This is a genomic window from Pseudomonas sp. LAM2023, assembly GCF_016620375.1.
Taxonomy (GTDB): domain Bacteria; phylum Pseudomonadota; class Gammaproteobacteria; order Pseudomonadales; family Pseudomonadaceae; genus Aquipseudomonas; species Aquipseudomonas anuradhapurensis.
Genome location: NZ_JAENHV010000037.1, coordinates 1 through 14,423, shown reverse-complemented (window position 1 = coordinate 14,423; position 14,423 = coordinate 1). Strand labels below are relative to the sequence as shown.

Below are 14,423 nucleotides of genomic sequence, written 5' to 3'. Positions count from 1 at the left end.
ACCCCATGCTCTTGCGCCTCGCCGCCGACACCCTGGTGCTGCTGCACCTCGCCTTCATCCTGCTGGTGCTGTTCGGTGGCCTGCTGGTGCTGCGCTGGCGCCCCGCTTTGCTGCTGCACCTGCCGGCCCTGGCCTGGGGCCTGGCGGTGGAATACCTGCACCTGGGCTGCCCGTTGACCACCTGGGAAAACCGGCTGCGCAATGCCGCCGGTGACGCAGGTTATCCGGGCGGCTTCATCGACCATTACCTCTGGCCGCTGATCTATCCCGCCGGCCTGACGCCGACCGCCCAGCTGGTGCTGGGCAGTGTCGCGCTGCTGCTCAACCTCGGCGTCTACGCTTGCGTGGCTTGGCGCTGGCGCCACCCTAGCGGGTAGCAACCACGAACAGGCGCGGGAACGGCAACAGCACCTTGCCATCGCTGGCCGGCGGGTAGTCGCGCTGCATGGCCTGCAGGTACATCTGCAGGAAGTCGGCCTGCTCCTGTTCATCGAGCTTGGCCAGATAAGGCCTGAGCGCCGAGCCCTTGAACCATTCCACCACCGCTTCGGCACCGCCCATCAATGGGTGGTGATAGGTGGTGCGCCACACATCCACGCGCGCGCACAACGGGCTGAGCAGGTCGTAGTAGAACGCCGCGTTGTGCCGCGGCGGCAGCTGGAAATCGGCAAATTTGGCTGCCCAGGGGCCTTGGCTGGCGATCTCGCGCAATTGCCGGTGGGCCGGTTCGTCCAGGTTGTCCGGGGTCTGCACCGCCAGGCTGGCGCCTTCGCTCAGCTGGCGCACCAGGTGCGGGTACAGTGAGGCATGGTCTGGGAGCCATTGCAGCGAGGCATTGGCCAGGATCAAGTCCTGGGGTTCGGCGGCGGACCAGCCGGCGATGTCGGCAACCAGCGTGCGCACCCTGGGGATACACAGCCGCTTGCGTTCGCGGGCCTTGTCGATCATGTCCGGGTCGCTGTCCAGCGCGGTCACCTGGGCGTCCGGGTAACGTTGCAGCAGCACCTCGGTGGAATTGCCGGGGCCGCAGCCCAGGTCGGTAGCGTGGCGCACCGGGCGTGGCGGCACGGCACCGAGCAGGTCGCGCACGGCGCGGGTGCGCTCGTCTTCGAACAGCGAATACTGGTTGGCAGACCAGGCCATGGGCAACTCCTTCTGGCGAGTAATGGAGGCAGCATATTGCGATCTGCGGGCGAGCGGAACCGGCTGACCTGGTTGCAGGTCATTCCTTGCATGCGCATGAAGACTTATCTGGCCCTTGCCATCCTGGCCCTGATCGCCACCGCCGCCCTGCTCGGCTCACCGTGGATGAACCAGCGTTTTCACATGCCAGCGGAAAAACACCATGGCCAACAACGCGAAACGGCCGGGTCCCCAAGGGAGCCGGCCGTTTCGCGCAACGAATGACGCTTAGTGTTGTTTGCCAGAACGAATCTGGTGCACCACGCCCATCGCCACCACGATCGCCGCAGCGATGCCGGTGGAGATGACCAGGATCTGGTAGTCAGGCATGAAGGCCATGGTCACCAGGGCGGCGACGATGAAGGCGATCACCAGGTAGGTCAGCCATGGGAACAACCACATCTTCAGGCGTACTTCCTTGCCTTCGGCGATCAGCTTGCGGCGCATGCGCAGTTGCGAGAAGGCAATCACCAGGTACACCAAAAGGGCGATCATGCCGGTGGTGTTCATCAGGGTTTCCAGCACGTCCTTCGGGCGCAGGGTCTCGCTGAAGTTGATCAGCGCGCAGACGATGGCCACCGCGCACGAACCCATGATCGCGTACACCGGTACACCGGTACCGGCGCGGGTAATTTTGAAGAACGACGGCGCGTCGCCACGCTGGGCCAGGGAGAACAGCATGCGCGAAGCGGTGTAGTGGCCCGAGATCAGGCAGCTGCTCACCGAGGTCAGCACGACGAAGTTCATCAGCAGCTCGGCGTACGGCACGCCCAGCAGTTCCAGGGTACGGCGATAGGCACCATAACCGGAAACGCCCAGCTGCGGGTCGTTCCACGGTACCAGGCAGACGATCAGGAAGATCGAGCCGACATAGAACAGGCACACCCGCCAGACCACCGAGTTGGTCGCCTTGACGATCTGCGTAGCCGGGTCCTTGGCTTCGGCTGCGGCGATGGTGACGATTTCCGCGCCGAGGAAGGCGAACATCACCCCGAGCAAGGCACCAATCACGGTGGTGATGCCATTGGGCATGAAGCCTTCGGCAGTGAGGTGGCTGATGCCGCGCACTTCACCAAACTGCCAGATGTTCAGCACCGCCGCGGTACACACGATCAGGAAGCAGACGATCGCGATCACCTTGATCAGGGCGAACCAGAACTCGAACTCACCGTAGTGCTTGACGTTGAAGAAGTTGACGGTGATCAGCAACAGGGTCGTGGCCAGCACGAACACGTTGACGCTGACGTCGGGGAAGAAACCATGCAGGATCTTGCCCGCCACATAGGCTTCCCAGGCCATGAGGATGACCCAGTACCACCAGTACAGCCAGCCGATGGTGAAACCGGCCCAACGGCCGATGGCGCGGTCGGCGTAGGTGGAGAACGAACCGGTGTCCGGCGAGGACGTCGCCATTTCACCCAGCATGCGCATGATCAGTACCACCAGGATGCCGCCTGCCAGGTAGGCCAGGACAGCGGCTGGGCCGGCGCTGTGGATCACGCTGCCGGAGCCGACGAACAAGGCGCCGCCGATAACCCCGGCGATCGACATCATCGTCAGGTGGCGCGACTTGAGCGAGGCACTGAGTTTGCTCTCGTGCCCGCTTTTCGCGGTGGTGGTTGTAGATGTTGCGTCCATCAGTTGTGTACCCCGTGCTTCTTTTTATCCAAGGAAAACTGTGAAACCCCGATGGCTGGCGGTTTCACCTGTACATCAGTGCTAATGCGGGCAGGATGGTGTGCGACGAACACACGCAGGCCTTCCATGGCGGCCTGCTGACGCGCCCCAGGGCTGACGCCTGGGGCGAACTGAACATGCTTTATGTGGCGATATCTGACACCTAATGTAAAAATGTCCGGCGCAGAGAACCATGCACAGTGGCATGAAACTCGCACTGCACTGTACAGGCCGCCAATGCAGTACACCGCGCAAGCGCCTGGCGTTTCACACCCTGAAGGTCCCGAATGCTGCAATTACATCCAGACTCCTCCACGCCGCTGGTCAACCAGATCATCGACGGGCTGCGCGAGTTGATCGACAACCAGACCCTCAAGCCAGGCGCCAAGGTCCCGTCCATTCGCGCCTTTGCCGCGACCTACTCGGTTAGTACCTTCACCGTGGTCGAAGCCTACGATCGCCTGGTCGCCCAAGGTTTGCTGGTGAGCCGGGGCAATGCCGGGTTTTTTGTCAACCGTGCGGCGGGCGAGCTGCTGGACCCGCATAACGCCGAGGCTGACACAAGTCGACCAACGTTCAACTCCGAGTGGTACCTGCAGCAGATCTTCGAAATCCGCCAGTTGCCGTACAAACCGGGGTGCGGCTGGCTGCCCAACGACTGGATGTACGAAGACGGCCTGCGCCGCGGCCTGCGCCAGGTGGCCGGCAGCCCGCTGGAGCTGTCGGGCTATGGCGACCCCATGGGCCTGCTGGAACTGCGCGCGTTGACCGCGCAGAACCTGCAGCAGGAACTGTCGATCGTCGCCAACCCGGCGCAACTGATGCTCACCCATGGTGCCAGCCAGGCCCTGGACCTGGCAGCGCGCACGCTGGTGCGCCCGGGTGACGTGGTGCTGGTGGACGACCCTGGCTACCCCAACCTGATGAGCATCCTGCGCACCCAGGGCGCGACCCTGGTCGGCGTGCCACGCACACCGGCCGGCTACGACCTGAACCACCTGGAGCAGTTGCTCACCCACCACCGCCCGACGGCCTTCTTCACCCAGCCACACCTGCACAGCCCGACCTGCTCGCGTACCCCGCTGCCGCAACTGCACCGCCTGCTGCAACTGGCCAGCCAGCACGGCTTCCGCCTTGTGGAAAACAACCTGTACGCCGACATGATCGCCGAACCACAGCCCTGCCTGGCCAGCCTCGATCACCTGCAGCAGGTGGTCTACGTGGGCAGCTACTCGAAGAGCATTTCGCCGAACGTGCGGGTCGGCTACCTGTTGGCCAACCCCGAACTGATGCAGAAGCTGCTGCACCTGAAGATGCGCTCGGGCCTGACCACCTCGCAGGTGATGGAACGCGTGGTCTACGCCGCCATCATCGACGGGCGCTGGCGCAAGCACCTCAAGCGCCTGCGCCAGCGCCTGGCCGAGGCGCACCAGGAAGTTGGCCGGCATCTGCACCGGTTGGGCTTCGAGTTGTTCATCGAATCGGATGAGGGCATGTACATCTGGACCCGGCACCCGGCGATTCCGGACAGTGCGGCGTTGCTGGATGACGCGCTGGAGAAAGGCATCATGCTCGGGCCTGGGCAGCTGTTCATGGTCGATGCCAAGGCCACCGGGTGGATGCGCTTCAACGTGGCGTTCAGTACCGATCCTGCGATGTGGGAGTTGTTGGAGAAGGTGTTGGTGAAGCACGTGCGGCGGGGTGGGATGTAGGGAGCCTGGGAGACACTGGACACAATAGTGGCCAATTAGTAGCATCCAGCCCAACTGGATATTACGGACAACCTCAGGTCATGGATCGCACCACCGGCGTCATTCACCGCCCGATACATCATCCCATCCGCCCTTCGATTACCTGGGAACAGGCCTGGAAAGGCCCCGATGAAGGCTTGATCCGCTGTTGGGAAATTGGCCGTGAGCGGGCTGTGAACCAGCCAGAAATTGCCCGGTGCTGTATCGATGGCGCGCTGCCGGTGCTTGGTTGGAAAGGCGGGCATGATCGGGTGCTGAAAAAGCCGATGAAATATGGCTCTTTCAAATACCTGGCGCAATGGCAGGGCCTCCGTGGCGAAGACCTGTACATCGATACGCGAACCGAGCTGACCCTCACCTGTCGTCATACCGGAATGCTGACCACCTTTACACCGGATCAGGAAAAATACGCCAACGCGTTGCTCTTGGTGGATTAGCCGGACGCGCAAATCAACCGCCGCTTGGCGCGCGCATGCAAGGCCCCCAGGTGGTGATCCCCGACCGCCTGACGCGCCAAACTTGGATCCTATCCTCTGAAAAGGTATGCTGGCGATAGCTAAACGCCACCACCCAGGCAAGCTGCAAACCTGCTTTCAAGGACGAACCTTTTGCCCAGCCACCCGACCCGCCACACCATCGCCCGCCAGTGGCAACTGCTCAAGCTGCTACCCGGCCGCCACCCGGGGATGAGCTCCACCCAGTTGCAGGCCGCCTTGAAAACCGTGGGCTATAGCACCAGCAAACGCACCGTCGAGCGCGACCTGGTCGAGCTTGCGGCACTGTTCCCGCTGCGCTGCAACAGCAAAGGCATGCCGTACGGCTGGTATTGGCAACCCGGCCTGAGCCTGGGCGAAGCACAGCAACTGCAACCTGACGTGCTGGCGCCCCCGGAACAGATCGAACTGCACGCCTGGGTCGACGACGGGCTGGCCCGGCGCCTGCAAGCGCAGCCACTGGCCACGGACATGCAACTGACCGCGCACGCGGATGGCGGCGCCACACTGGTGGCCACGGTCGACGACAGCCGCGCCCTGATGGGCTGGCTGTTGTCCCAGGCTGGCTCTATCCGCGTACAAGCGCCGCAGGCTCTGCGCCTGGCCATGCTCGAGCAGTTGCGGCAAAGCCTGGTGCTGCACGACAGCGGTGGTTGAGCGGCAGGCAACCGTCATCAGCCCACCACCAGTGTCTAGAGAGGTTGCGCCTGACGCAGGTTACGACGCGCCAGGCAGGCATACCCCAGGCCCAGCACACTGAGGGCCAGCACGCCCAGTAGCGCCATCAGTTCGCGGCTGTAGCGCGCCACCCAGGCCGGGAAGCCGATGACTTCACGGTAGACCTGCACGTCAGCCTCGCCGTCGGCATGGCTGATGCTGATCCCGCCCTGGCGGATCTGCGTGTAGTCCGCATCGAAATACACCCATACCTTGCACGCGCCAGCAGGCTCTATGGCCGGGATTTCCACCTGGGCAGTAGCGGCCTCGACGATGGTGTCGTTGCCAGCCGCGTCGCGCACCTGCACCAGGCCCTTGGCCGGCAGACGAATTTTCACCTGGCGCACCGGCGCGTCACCGCTATTGCGCAGCTCGATGAGCAAGCCGGTACGGTGGTCGACCAGCCCGGCCTCGAAAGGTTTGGCAAACAGCTGGGTATAGGGTGCCTGGGCCATCTCGACCAGCCGCTCGACCTGGTCGTGGCTCAGCCCGCCTTCGCTGATGGTATTGATACGGCCTTGCAATTGCTCGTACTTGAGCTGCTCGCTGGCCTTGCTGATGCGCTCGCTGAACTGGCTGGGATAAGTGAGGTAGGCGTAGGTCAGCGAGGCCTCCAGGCGCGGGCTGCCGCGGAGCAACCCATAAGCGGCCAACAGGACCATCAGGCCGATCAGCACGGCCACGAGGAGTTTCCCCACCTTGTCCCAGCTCAATGCGTACTTCCTTCTGTGGTGATACCAACGATGCAAACCGGCCAAGGGTGCCAAGTTCGCGCCCCTCAGGCAAGCCTGACCCGGTTGCCTGTGCCTGCCGCTTGACCAGGCCACGGCAGTGGCGGACGATCAAACTTCCCCACACAAGGACGAATAGCATGTTGCGGATATTGGGCAGAGCCTCATCGATCAATGTACGAAAAGTCCTGTGGGCGTGCGCCGAGTTCGAGGTGGCGTACGAGCGCGAAGACTGGGGTACCGGCTTCCAGCCCACCGACAGTGCCGAGTTCCTCGCGCTGAACCCCAACGCCATGGTCCCGGTGATCCAGGATGGCGACTTCACCCTGTGGGAATCCAACAGCATCATCCGCTACCTGGCCACCCGCTACGGCGCTACGGCGTTCTACCCCAGCGAGGCGCAGGCCCGAGCCAGGATCGACCAGTGGATCGACTGGCAGGCCTCGGACCTCAACCGATCCTGGAGCTACGCGTTCATGTCGCTGGTCAGACACTCGCCGGCCCACCAGGACCCGCAGGCCCTGGCCGCCGGTTGCGCGGACTGGGCGCGCTACATGCGCATCCTCGACGGCCAGCTGGCCAGTACCGGTGCCTATGTGGCCGGCAGCCAGTTCACCCTGGCCGACATCCCCATCGGCCTGTCGGTGAACCGCTGGTTTGAAACGCCATTGGAGCACCCCCACCTGCCGGCCGTGCGCGATTACTACGAGCGCCTGAGCGAGCGCCCGGCCTATCACCTGCATGGCCGCAACGGTACGCCATGACAATCACCGGTTGATGCCCGCGAAGGGCCGCAAAGCGGCCCCGACGCCTTACGCGGCTGCCTGCCCCGCCAACGCCTGCACCCGCCCACGCCAGGCAAACATCAGCACCATCAACAACCCGAGCGCTGCCGTCGCAGCCCCCGCCAGGGCAATCGCCGGATAGCCCAGCCCGGCATTGATGACCGCCCCACCCAGCGCCGCGCCAATCGCATTGCCCAGGTTGAACGCACCGATGTTCACCGCCGAGGCCAGGTTGGGCGCATCCTTGGCCGCTTCCATCACACGCATCTGCAGCGGTGGCACCAGGGCGAAGCTGGCTGCGCCCCAGACCAGGATCGCCAATGCCGTCGGCAGCGACCAGCCCAGCACCAGCGGAAACACCAGCAGTACCGCGATCAGGGTGGCCAGTGACACGATCAAGGTGCGATCGACCGAACGGTCCGCCGCCTTGCCGCCCCACACATTGCCCAAGGTCAGGCCAACGCCGAACAGCACCAGCATGGCTGTCACGAACGTGGTAGACGCGGCCGCCTCGCGCTGCAGGATCGGCGCGATGTAGGTGAACACCGTGAACATCGCACTGGAACCCACCACGGTCAGCAGCAACGCCGCCAGCACCGGCCCGCGCCCGAGCACGCGAAGCTCGGCCATGGCCCCGTCACCCTTGGGCGACGGCACGTTGGGCAGCGCGTACCAGAGGCTGGTCATGGCCACCAGGCCGAGCCCGGCGATGCCCCAGAATGCCGTACGCCAACCGAGCAGTTCACCGAACCAGGTCGCCAGCGGCACGCCACCGATGGTGGCCAGGGTCAGGCCCATGAACATTGCCGCCACCGCCCCAGCGCGCTTGTCGGGCGGCACCACGCTGGCTGCAACGATCGAGCCGATGCCAAAGAAGGCGCCGTGGTTGAGCGAGGTAACCACCCGCGCGACCAGCAGGCTGGCGTAGTCGTCGGCCAGGGCTGACAGCAGGTTGCCGAGGGTGAAGATCGCCATCAGCCCGATCAGCAGGTAACGCCGCGGGACTTTCACCGTGGCCAGGGTCATCAGCGGTGCGCCGATCAGCACACCGATGGCATAGGCACTGACCAGCAGCCCCGCAGCCGGGATCGAGACGCCAAGGTCGGTGGCGATACTGGGCAACATGCCCATGGGCGCGAACTCGGTGACGCCAATGCCGAAGGCACCGATGGCGAGCGCGACAAGAGGTGGATTGATACGCATGGCAAACTCCTTATCTGTGCCGCAAATGCTACGATCCACCATCACGCTGCACTAGACTGCATTTTTGCGAACCACCTTTGCTGATGAGGCACAAATGGATTTCAGCGGACGATCCGGAGAGATGGAAATATTCGCCAAGGTGGCGCATGCGGGCAGCCTGTCCGCCGCCGCGCGGGCGCTGGGCCTGACGCCTTCGGCGGTCAGCCGCATCCTGGCCCGTACCGAACAGCGCCTGGGCACCCGCCTGCTGCTGCGCACCACCCGGGCGATCACCCTCACCCCTGAAGGCGAGGCGTACCTGCGCGGCGCACGGCGGGTGCTGGCCGACCTGGACGAAGTGGAACAAGCCATTACCGACCAGGGCGTGCCACGCGGGCGCTTGCGGGTCAGCGCTGCGCTAGGGCATGGCCGGCTGACCGTGGTCCCGCTGCTGGCAGCGTTCAGCGCGCGCTACCCGCAGGTGCTGGTCGACCTTACCCTCAGCGACGAAATAGCCGACATCACCGGCGGCCAAGCCGACGTGGCGCTACGCTTCGGCCCGCTGCCGGACAGCTCGTTGAGCGCCCGTGCCATCGGCGAAACCGGCCAGGTCATCGTGGCCTCCCCTGACTACCTGCAACGCTGTGGCACGCCCCTGGTGCCGGAGGACCTGGCCCGGCACAACTGCCTGCGTTTCAACTTCCGCCGTGCCGCGCCGGACTGGCCGTTCCAGCGTGACGGCCAGGTCTTTGCGCTGAAGGTCAGCGGCAACCTCGAATGCAGCAGTGGCGAAGCCCTGGCGCAATTGGCCACGCTCGGCGCCGGGATTGCCCGCATCGGTACCTTCACCGTCGCCGACGACCTCGCCAGCGGGCGCCTGGTACCGTTGCTGGAAGCCTACAATCCGGGTGACCGCGAGCCGATCCATGCCGTATTCGTCGGTGGCCCGGCAATGCCGGCGCGGGTGCGGGTGTTCGTCGACTTTCTGGTCGAACAGCTTCACAACACTGGGCCTGCCGACATCGCCAGGCTTGGCTAGCAGCCTCGCGCGCACCTCGCAAAAGGATCCTTGGCGGGTGAATCCGCGCCCACAGGGTACACTTGCCTTCAGCACAGGCTCAGGAGTCGCTTCATGCCCTACCCCATCGAACAGAAGCTGGTCATCGGCGTGGCTTCGAGTGCGCTGTTCGACCTCAGCGTCTCGGACGACATCTACCAGGCCCAGGGCGTCGAGGCCTACCGCCAGCACCAGCAGCAGAACCTGGACGAACCCTTGCCCAAGGGCGTGGCGTTCCCGTTCATCCGGCGCTTCCTCAGCATCAACCAGGCGTTCCCCGAGCAGTTGCCGGTGGAAGTGGTGCTGCTGTCGCGCAATTCGCCGGAAACCGGCCTGCGGGTGTTTCGCTCGATCGACCACTACCAGTTGGACATCACCCGCGCGGCGTTCATGTCTGGCCGCTCGCCTTACGAATACATTCCGGCGTTCAATGCCTCACTGTTTCTCAGCGCCAACGAGGAAGACGTGCAGAAGGCGATCGATGCCAACTACCCCGCCGGGCGGGTGCTGCCGACGCGCATCTACGATGACGAGATCGACACCGAGTTGCGGGTGGCCTTCGACTTCGACGGGGTGATCGCCGACGATGAAGCGGAGAGCGTGTACAAGCGTGACAACAGCCTGGACGACTTCCAGCAGCATGAGCGCCTGCACATGGCCACCCCGCACGCGCCGGGGCCGCTGGCCGACCTGTACCGCAAGCTTTCGCTGATACGTATGCTGGAAGACCGGAAACTGGCCGAAGACCCAAGCTACAAACGGATCTTGCGCATTGCCATCGTCACGGCACGCAACGCACCTTCGCATGAGCGGGTGGTGACCACCTTGAAGAATTGGGGCGTATCGCCGGATGAATGTTTCTTCCTCGGCGGAATGGAGAAACCCCGGGTGTTGTCGATCCTCAAGCCGCATGTGTTCTTCGATGACCAGCGCAGCCACCTGCAGTCGTCGGCAGGCAATCTGCCGATGGTGCATGTGCCGTTCGGCGTGGCGAACAAGGTACTTTCCGCGCCAGTCGCGCCGCCGGAAGGTGTTGCATGAAGCTCATCCCCGGGCTGGCGGGCCAGGCCAATGTACTGCTGTGCGGCGCCAGCCAAGGCATCGGCCTGGCCCTGTGCACGGCGTTGCTGGCGCGCGACGATGTGCGCCAGGTCTGGGCCGTGTCGCGTCAGGCCAGCAGCAATGATGCGCTGCTGGCCCTGGCCAGGCAGCACGCTGGGCGAGTGGCGCTGGTGGATTGCGATGCCCGCGACGAGCAGGCGCTTGCGGCCCTGGCACGCCAGGTGGGCCACGGCTGCGAGCACCTGCACCTGGTGATCAGTACCCTGGGCATTCTCCATCAGGAAGGCAGCAAGGCAGAAAAGTCACTGGCGCAACTGGACCTGGCCGGCCTGCAGGCCAGCTTCGCCACCAACGCGTTCGCGCCGGTGCTGTTGCTCAAGCACCTGCTGCCGCTGCTGCGCCGGCAGCCCGCCACGTTCGCGGCACTGTCGGCGCGGGTCGGCTCGATCAGCGACAACCGGCTGGGTGGCTGGTACAGCTACCGCGCCAGCAAGGCAGCATTGAACCAGTTGCTGCACACGGCCAGCATCGAGCTGAAACGCCTGAACCCGGACGCTACCGTACTGGCCGTGCATCCGGGCACCACCGATACCCGGCTGTCGCGGCCGTTTCAAGGCAACGTGCCGGCGGGCAAACTGTTTAGCCCGGCGTTTGCCGCACAGTGCCTGATCGAGCTGGTGGGGCGGCTTGGGCCGGCCGAGAGTGGCAGCTTCTGGGGCTGGGATGGCCAGCGCATCGAGTGGTGAGCGAAGGCTGGCGCTGGCGCAACCGCAAGCGCCAGTGAACCTTTGCGGCAAGCGGGGCTCAGTTGTGCAAAGCGCGCTCGCCTCACCGACAAAGGATTGCCATGGGACATGCCCCCTCCACTGCCCTGCCCCTGGCGCGCGTCGAGCGTGAACTGAGCCTGCGCGCGGTACTCACCGGCATCGCGCTGGGCATCCTGCTCACGCCCTCGAATGTGTACGCGGGCCTCAGGATCGGCTGGTCATTCAACATGTCGATCATCGCCTTGCTGGTCGGCTTCGCCGTGTGGCAGAGCCTGCCAGGGCGCGGCAAGGGCCGGCCGGCGTGGACGCTGCACGAAAGCAACATCAACCAGACCGTGGCCTCGGCCGCCGCGTCCATCGTTTCCGGCGGGCTGGTGGCGCCGATCCCTGCCTATACCCTGCTCACCGGTCACCAGTTGGACCCGCTGCCGATGATGGCCTGGGTGTTCTCGGTAAGTTTCCTCGGCATCTGGATCGCCTGGTACCTGCGCCCCACCTTGCTCGCTGACCATGGCCTGAAATTCCCGGAGGGCATGGCGACGCTGGAGACCCTGCAACAGATCTACCAGCAAGGCCACGAAGCCATGCTGCGGATCAAGGTACTCTGCAGTGCCGCGTTGCTGTCGGGGCTGGTGAAGTGGATCGACGGCTTCGTCTGGACGATACCGCGCTGGGCCCCCACGCCAGTGCTCGAGCGCCTGACCTTCACCCTCGACCCTTCGCTGATGCTGGTCGGTTTCGGTGGCATCATCGGCATCCGCGTGGGCCTGACGTTGCTGCTCGGTGCCGCACTGGCCTGGGGCGGGCTGGCACCGTGGCTGATCGAGCATGCGCGGGTGGTGCTGGCGCCGAACGCCAGCGGCCCGCAGTTCGCGGCGCTGGTGGAATGGCTGCTGTGGCCGGGGGTCAGCCTGATGGTGTGCGCGACCCTGACATCGCTGGCGGTTCGCCTGTTGCAAATGCCCCGGCACAGGCCCGCCGACCGGCCGGCCCGGGCATCGCGCACGCAAACGGGGTTTTCCCTGACGCCGGCTGCCGGGCTGCTGTTGTCCATTGTCCTGGTGGTAGCGCTACAAGCGTTGCTGTTTGGCATCGACTGGTGGATGGCGTTGCTGAGCATCCCCCTGGCAGTGTGCCTTGCCGTGGTCGCCGCGCGCGTGGTGGGTGCCACTGGCATTGCGCCGATCGGTGCCATCGGCAAGCTGTCGCAGCTCGGCTTCGGCCTGGTCGCCCCGGGCCAGGTGGCGATCAACCTGATGAGCGCCAATACGGCCGGCGGCGCGGCCGGGCAATCCACCGACCTGATGAACGACTTCAAGGTTGGCCAGGCGATCGGCGCAACACCGCATCGGCAACTCATTGCGCAGTGTCTCGGCATCGTCATCGGCAGCGTGGTGGCCGTGCTGGTGTATCGAATGCTGATTCCCGATCCGCAGGCACAACTGCTCAGCGAGCAATGGCCTGCACCCGCCGTGGCAACCTGGAAGGCCGTGGCCCAGACCTTGACGCAGGGGCTGGGGGCGCTGTCGCCGGCGCTGCGTTGGGCAATCCTGGCCGGTAGCGCGGCAGGCGTGCTGCTGGGTGCCCTCGACAGCCTGCTGCCGCATCGGGCAGCGCGCTGGCTGCCGAGTACCGCCGCGCTGGGGCTGGCGTTCATACTGCCGGCGTCGATCAGCATGATGATGGGGCTCGGCGCGCTGCTCACCTGGCTGGTCGGTTGCCGGTGGCCGAGCGTTACCGAGCGGTTTGCGATCACCGCCGCAGCCGGGCTGATTGCCGGGGAAAGCATCACCGGGGTAGGCGCATCGTTCTGGGAGATGGTACGGGCGCTGTAGCGGTTGGCAGCGCGCGGCCACTGCGCTGCCGTGCCCTTCTGGCGTTGCGTCGGAACTTTGCCTGCCCGTTTGCGGCCTTCTCTGCAGGAGGTACTGCAGATGACCAGCAAGGAACGACACTCGACCCTCATTTGCTTGCAAGCCGGCAAGGTCCTGCTGGTGCGCAAGGCGACCGGTGAATGGTCATTGCCTGGGGGCAAGATCGATCCCGGGGAAACCCAGCTCGACGCAGCGCGGCGGGAATTGCACCAAGAAACGAGCCTGGAAATGCTCGATGCGCAGTTCCTCGGCCACCACGTATTCGAGGCCGAAGAACACTGGCTTTATCGAATGACGGTGTCGCCCGGGATGACGCCGCATCCCTCGCACGAGATCGTGGAATGCCGCTGGTTCAGCGGCGATGAACTGAACCAGGCGTCAGTAAAGCCGAAGGACCTCGAATTGCTCAGGCGCGAGGGCTGCGTCGGTAGCAGAGCGTGAGGGCACTCAGGCGCTGATTTCTACCAATGCCTTCTCGAAAATTTTCATATCCGGCGGAATAGGCGATGGATCAGGTTGCCGGGTTCGTCGTACTGGTAGTGGGTCCCGGCGTGTTCACGCAGCAGGTTGTCCATCAGCTTGTTGCGCCGCGGGTCGCTTTCCAGCGGGCGATTCAGCTCCTGGGCCTTGTCGTCCAGCAGGTTGCCGGCCGGGTCGAAGGCAAAGGTCTCGACGCGAGGCGACTGGTGGCTTGCAGCAAGCGGCCAACCGGGCCGAACCGATAAGCCAAGTGACCAAGACGGGTGTCGTACCTAGCTGCGCGCCACTCTCAATCATTACACTTTTCTTATCTCAGCTAATCCTTTTTCTAGCAAACTGAGATTGGTAGGATCATTAATAATTTTTTTTGACCTAGCCCATCTATGCACTGCACTCTTAGGCCCTTCGACAAGCTTATTTCCTTCTTCGGCAAGCTCACTTTTCATTATGACGCGCTTCACTACATGTCCATTTCCGTCAGTAACACGACACTTTATAAGCTCATTACTCTCAAGGAAGACAAATAGGTTTTCCATTGCAATTTTAATACTCTCCTGCCAATCCGGAGCACTTTCATACGAAGCCACTAATACATCAATATCCCAAACCGGATAATCATTAATCATTACAGCCTCCTTTCTACTTTAGACAACCCAGCAACCGG

The 14,423-nt window shown here is 64.1% G+C and carries 16 protein-coding genes and 1 pseudogene; 11 read left to right on the top strand and 6 right to left on the bottom strand.

The genetic code is table 11. From position 1 onward, the window contains the following. Positions 1-5: 5 nt before the first annotated feature. Positions 6-377 carry a DUF2784 domain-containing protein gene (locus tag JKP78_RS24385; protein WP_186689888.1) on the top strand — a complete coding sequence of 124 codons (372 nt, stop codon included), beginning with the start codon at positions 6-8 and terminating at the stop codon, positions 375-377. Here JKP78_RS24385 and tam read toward each other — a convergent pair. Next, entirely contained in the window at positions 367-1,143 is a 777-nt protein-coding gene (gene tam, locus JKP78_RS24380) for a trans-aconitate 2-methyltransferase (protein WP_170029428.1), read from the bottom strand. The genes JKP78_RS24385 and tam overlap by 11 nt on opposite strands. A gap of 90 nt (positions 1,144-1,233) precedes the next feature. On the opposite strand from tam, the gene JKP78_RS24375 reads away from it, so the two are divergent. Then, positions 1,234-1,407 (top strand): hypothetical protein, encoded by a 174-nt coding sequence (locus tag JKP78_RS24375; protein WP_186689884.1) that lies wholly within the window; start codon positions 1,234-1,236, stop codon positions 1,405-1,407. Positions 1,408-1,410: 3 nt separating this feature from the next. Here the strand turns inward: JKP78_RS24375 and JKP78_RS24370 are convergent, their stop codons facing one another. Beyond that, positions 1,411-2,820 (bottom strand): amino acid permease, encoded by a 1,410-nt coding sequence (locus JKP78_RS24370; protein WP_200627951.1) that lies wholly within the window; start codon positions 2,818-2,820, stop codon positions 1,411-1,413. A 326-nt stretch (positions 2,821-3,146) separates the two neighbouring features. Here JKP78_RS24370 and JKP78_RS24365 point away from each other — a divergent pair, with 326 nt between their 5' ends. The 3 genes from JKP78_RS24365 (at position 3,147) to JKP78_RS24355 (ending at position 5,761) form a co-directional block, all read left to right on the top strand. Continuing rightward, entirely contained in the window at positions 3,147-4,571 is a 1,425-nt protein-coding gene (locus JKP78_RS24365; RefSeq protein WP_186689880.1) for an aminotransferase-like domain-containing protein, read from the top strand. A gap of 80 nt (positions 4,572-4,651) precedes the next feature. Further along, positions 4,652-5,047, top strand: coding sequence for a hypothetical protein (locus JKP78_RS24360; RefSeq protein WP_186689878.1), 396 nt, complete (start codon positions 4,652-4,654; stop codon positions 5,045-5,047). A 171-nt stretch (positions 5,048-5,218) separates the two neighbouring features. Beyond that, the gene (locus JKP78_RS24355) at positions 5,219-5,761 is read left to right on the top strand and encodes a WYL domain-containing protein (RefSeq protein WP_186689876.1); all 543 of its coding nucleotides are present in this window, start codon (positions 5,219-5,221) and stop codon (positions 5,759-5,761) included. Between the two features lie 35 nt (positions 5,762-5,796). On the opposite strand, the gene JKP78_RS24350 is transcribed toward JKP78_RS24355, so the two are convergent. Further along, entirely contained in the window at positions 5,797-6,534 is a 738-nt protein-coding gene (locus JKP78_RS24350; protein WP_186689874.1) for a hypothetical protein, read from the bottom strand. Between the two features lie 158 nt (positions 6,535-6,692). Here JKP78_RS24350 and JKP78_RS24345 point away from each other — a divergent pair, with 158 nt between their 5' ends. Further along, positions 6,693-7,316, top strand: coding sequence for a glutathione S-transferase family protein (locus tag JKP78_RS24345; RefSeq protein WP_186689872.1), 624 nt, complete (start codon positions 6,693-6,695; stop codon positions 7,314-7,316). 48 nt (positions 7,317-7,364) lie between these two features. On the opposite strand, the gene JKP78_RS24340 is transcribed toward JKP78_RS24345, so the two are convergent. After that, positions 7,365-8,540 carry an MFS transporter gene (locus tag JKP78_RS24340; RefSeq protein WP_186689870.1) on the bottom strand — a complete coding sequence of 392 codons (1,176 nt, stop codon included), beginning with the start codon at positions 8,538-8,540 and terminating at the stop codon, positions 7,365-7,367. Between the two features lie 94 nt (positions 8,541-8,634). Between JKP78_RS24340 and JKP78_RS24335 the strand changes: the two genes are divergently transcribed. From JKP78_RS24335 to JKP78_RS24315, 5 genes are all read left to right on the top strand, one after another. Then, complete coding sequence (locus tag JKP78_RS24335; protein ID WP_200627950.1) at positions 8,635-9,558, top strand: LysR family transcriptional regulator; 924 nt, start codon at positions 8,635-8,637, stop codon at positions 9,556-9,558. A gap of 93 nt (positions 9,559-9,651) precedes the next feature. Further along, positions 9,652-10,617 (top strand): 5'-nucleotidase, encoded by a 966-nt coding sequence (locus tag JKP78_RS24330; protein WP_200627949.1) that lies wholly within the window; start codon positions 9,652-9,654, stop codon positions 10,615-10,617. Then, entirely contained in the window at positions 10,614-11,384 is a 771-nt protein-coding gene (locus JKP78_RS24325) for an SDR family NAD(P)-dependent oxidoreductase (RefSeq protein WP_200627948.1), read from the top strand. The genes JKP78_RS24330 and JKP78_RS24325 overlap by 4 nt, the downstream gene beginning before the upstream one ends. Positions 11,385-11,485: 101 nt before the next feature. Then, complete coding sequence (locus tag JKP78_RS24320) at positions 11,486-13,240, top strand: OPT family oligopeptide transporter (protein ID WP_200627947.1); 1,755 nt, start codon at positions 11,486-11,488, stop codon at positions 13,238-13,240. Positions 13,241-13,339: 99 nt separating this feature from the next. Next, complete coding sequence (locus JKP78_RS24315) at positions 13,340-13,720, top strand: NUDIX domain-containing protein (protein WP_200627946.1); 381 nt, start codon at positions 13,340-13,342, stop codon at positions 13,718-13,720. Positions 13,721-13,779: 59 nt separating this feature from the next. Here JKP78_RS24315 and JKP78_RS25210 read toward each other — a convergent pair. After that, positions 13,780-14,030, bottom strand: a pseudogene (locus tag JKP78_RS25210) (hypothetical protein); the annotation flags it as partial. A 25-nt stretch (positions 14,031-14,055) separates the two neighbouring features. Next, complete coding sequence (locus JKP78_RS24305) at positions 14,056-14,385, bottom strand: hypothetical protein (RefSeq protein WP_200627945.1); 330 nt, start codon at positions 14,383-14,385, stop codon at positions 14,056-14,058. Positions 14,386-14,423 lie beyond the last annotated feature (38 nt).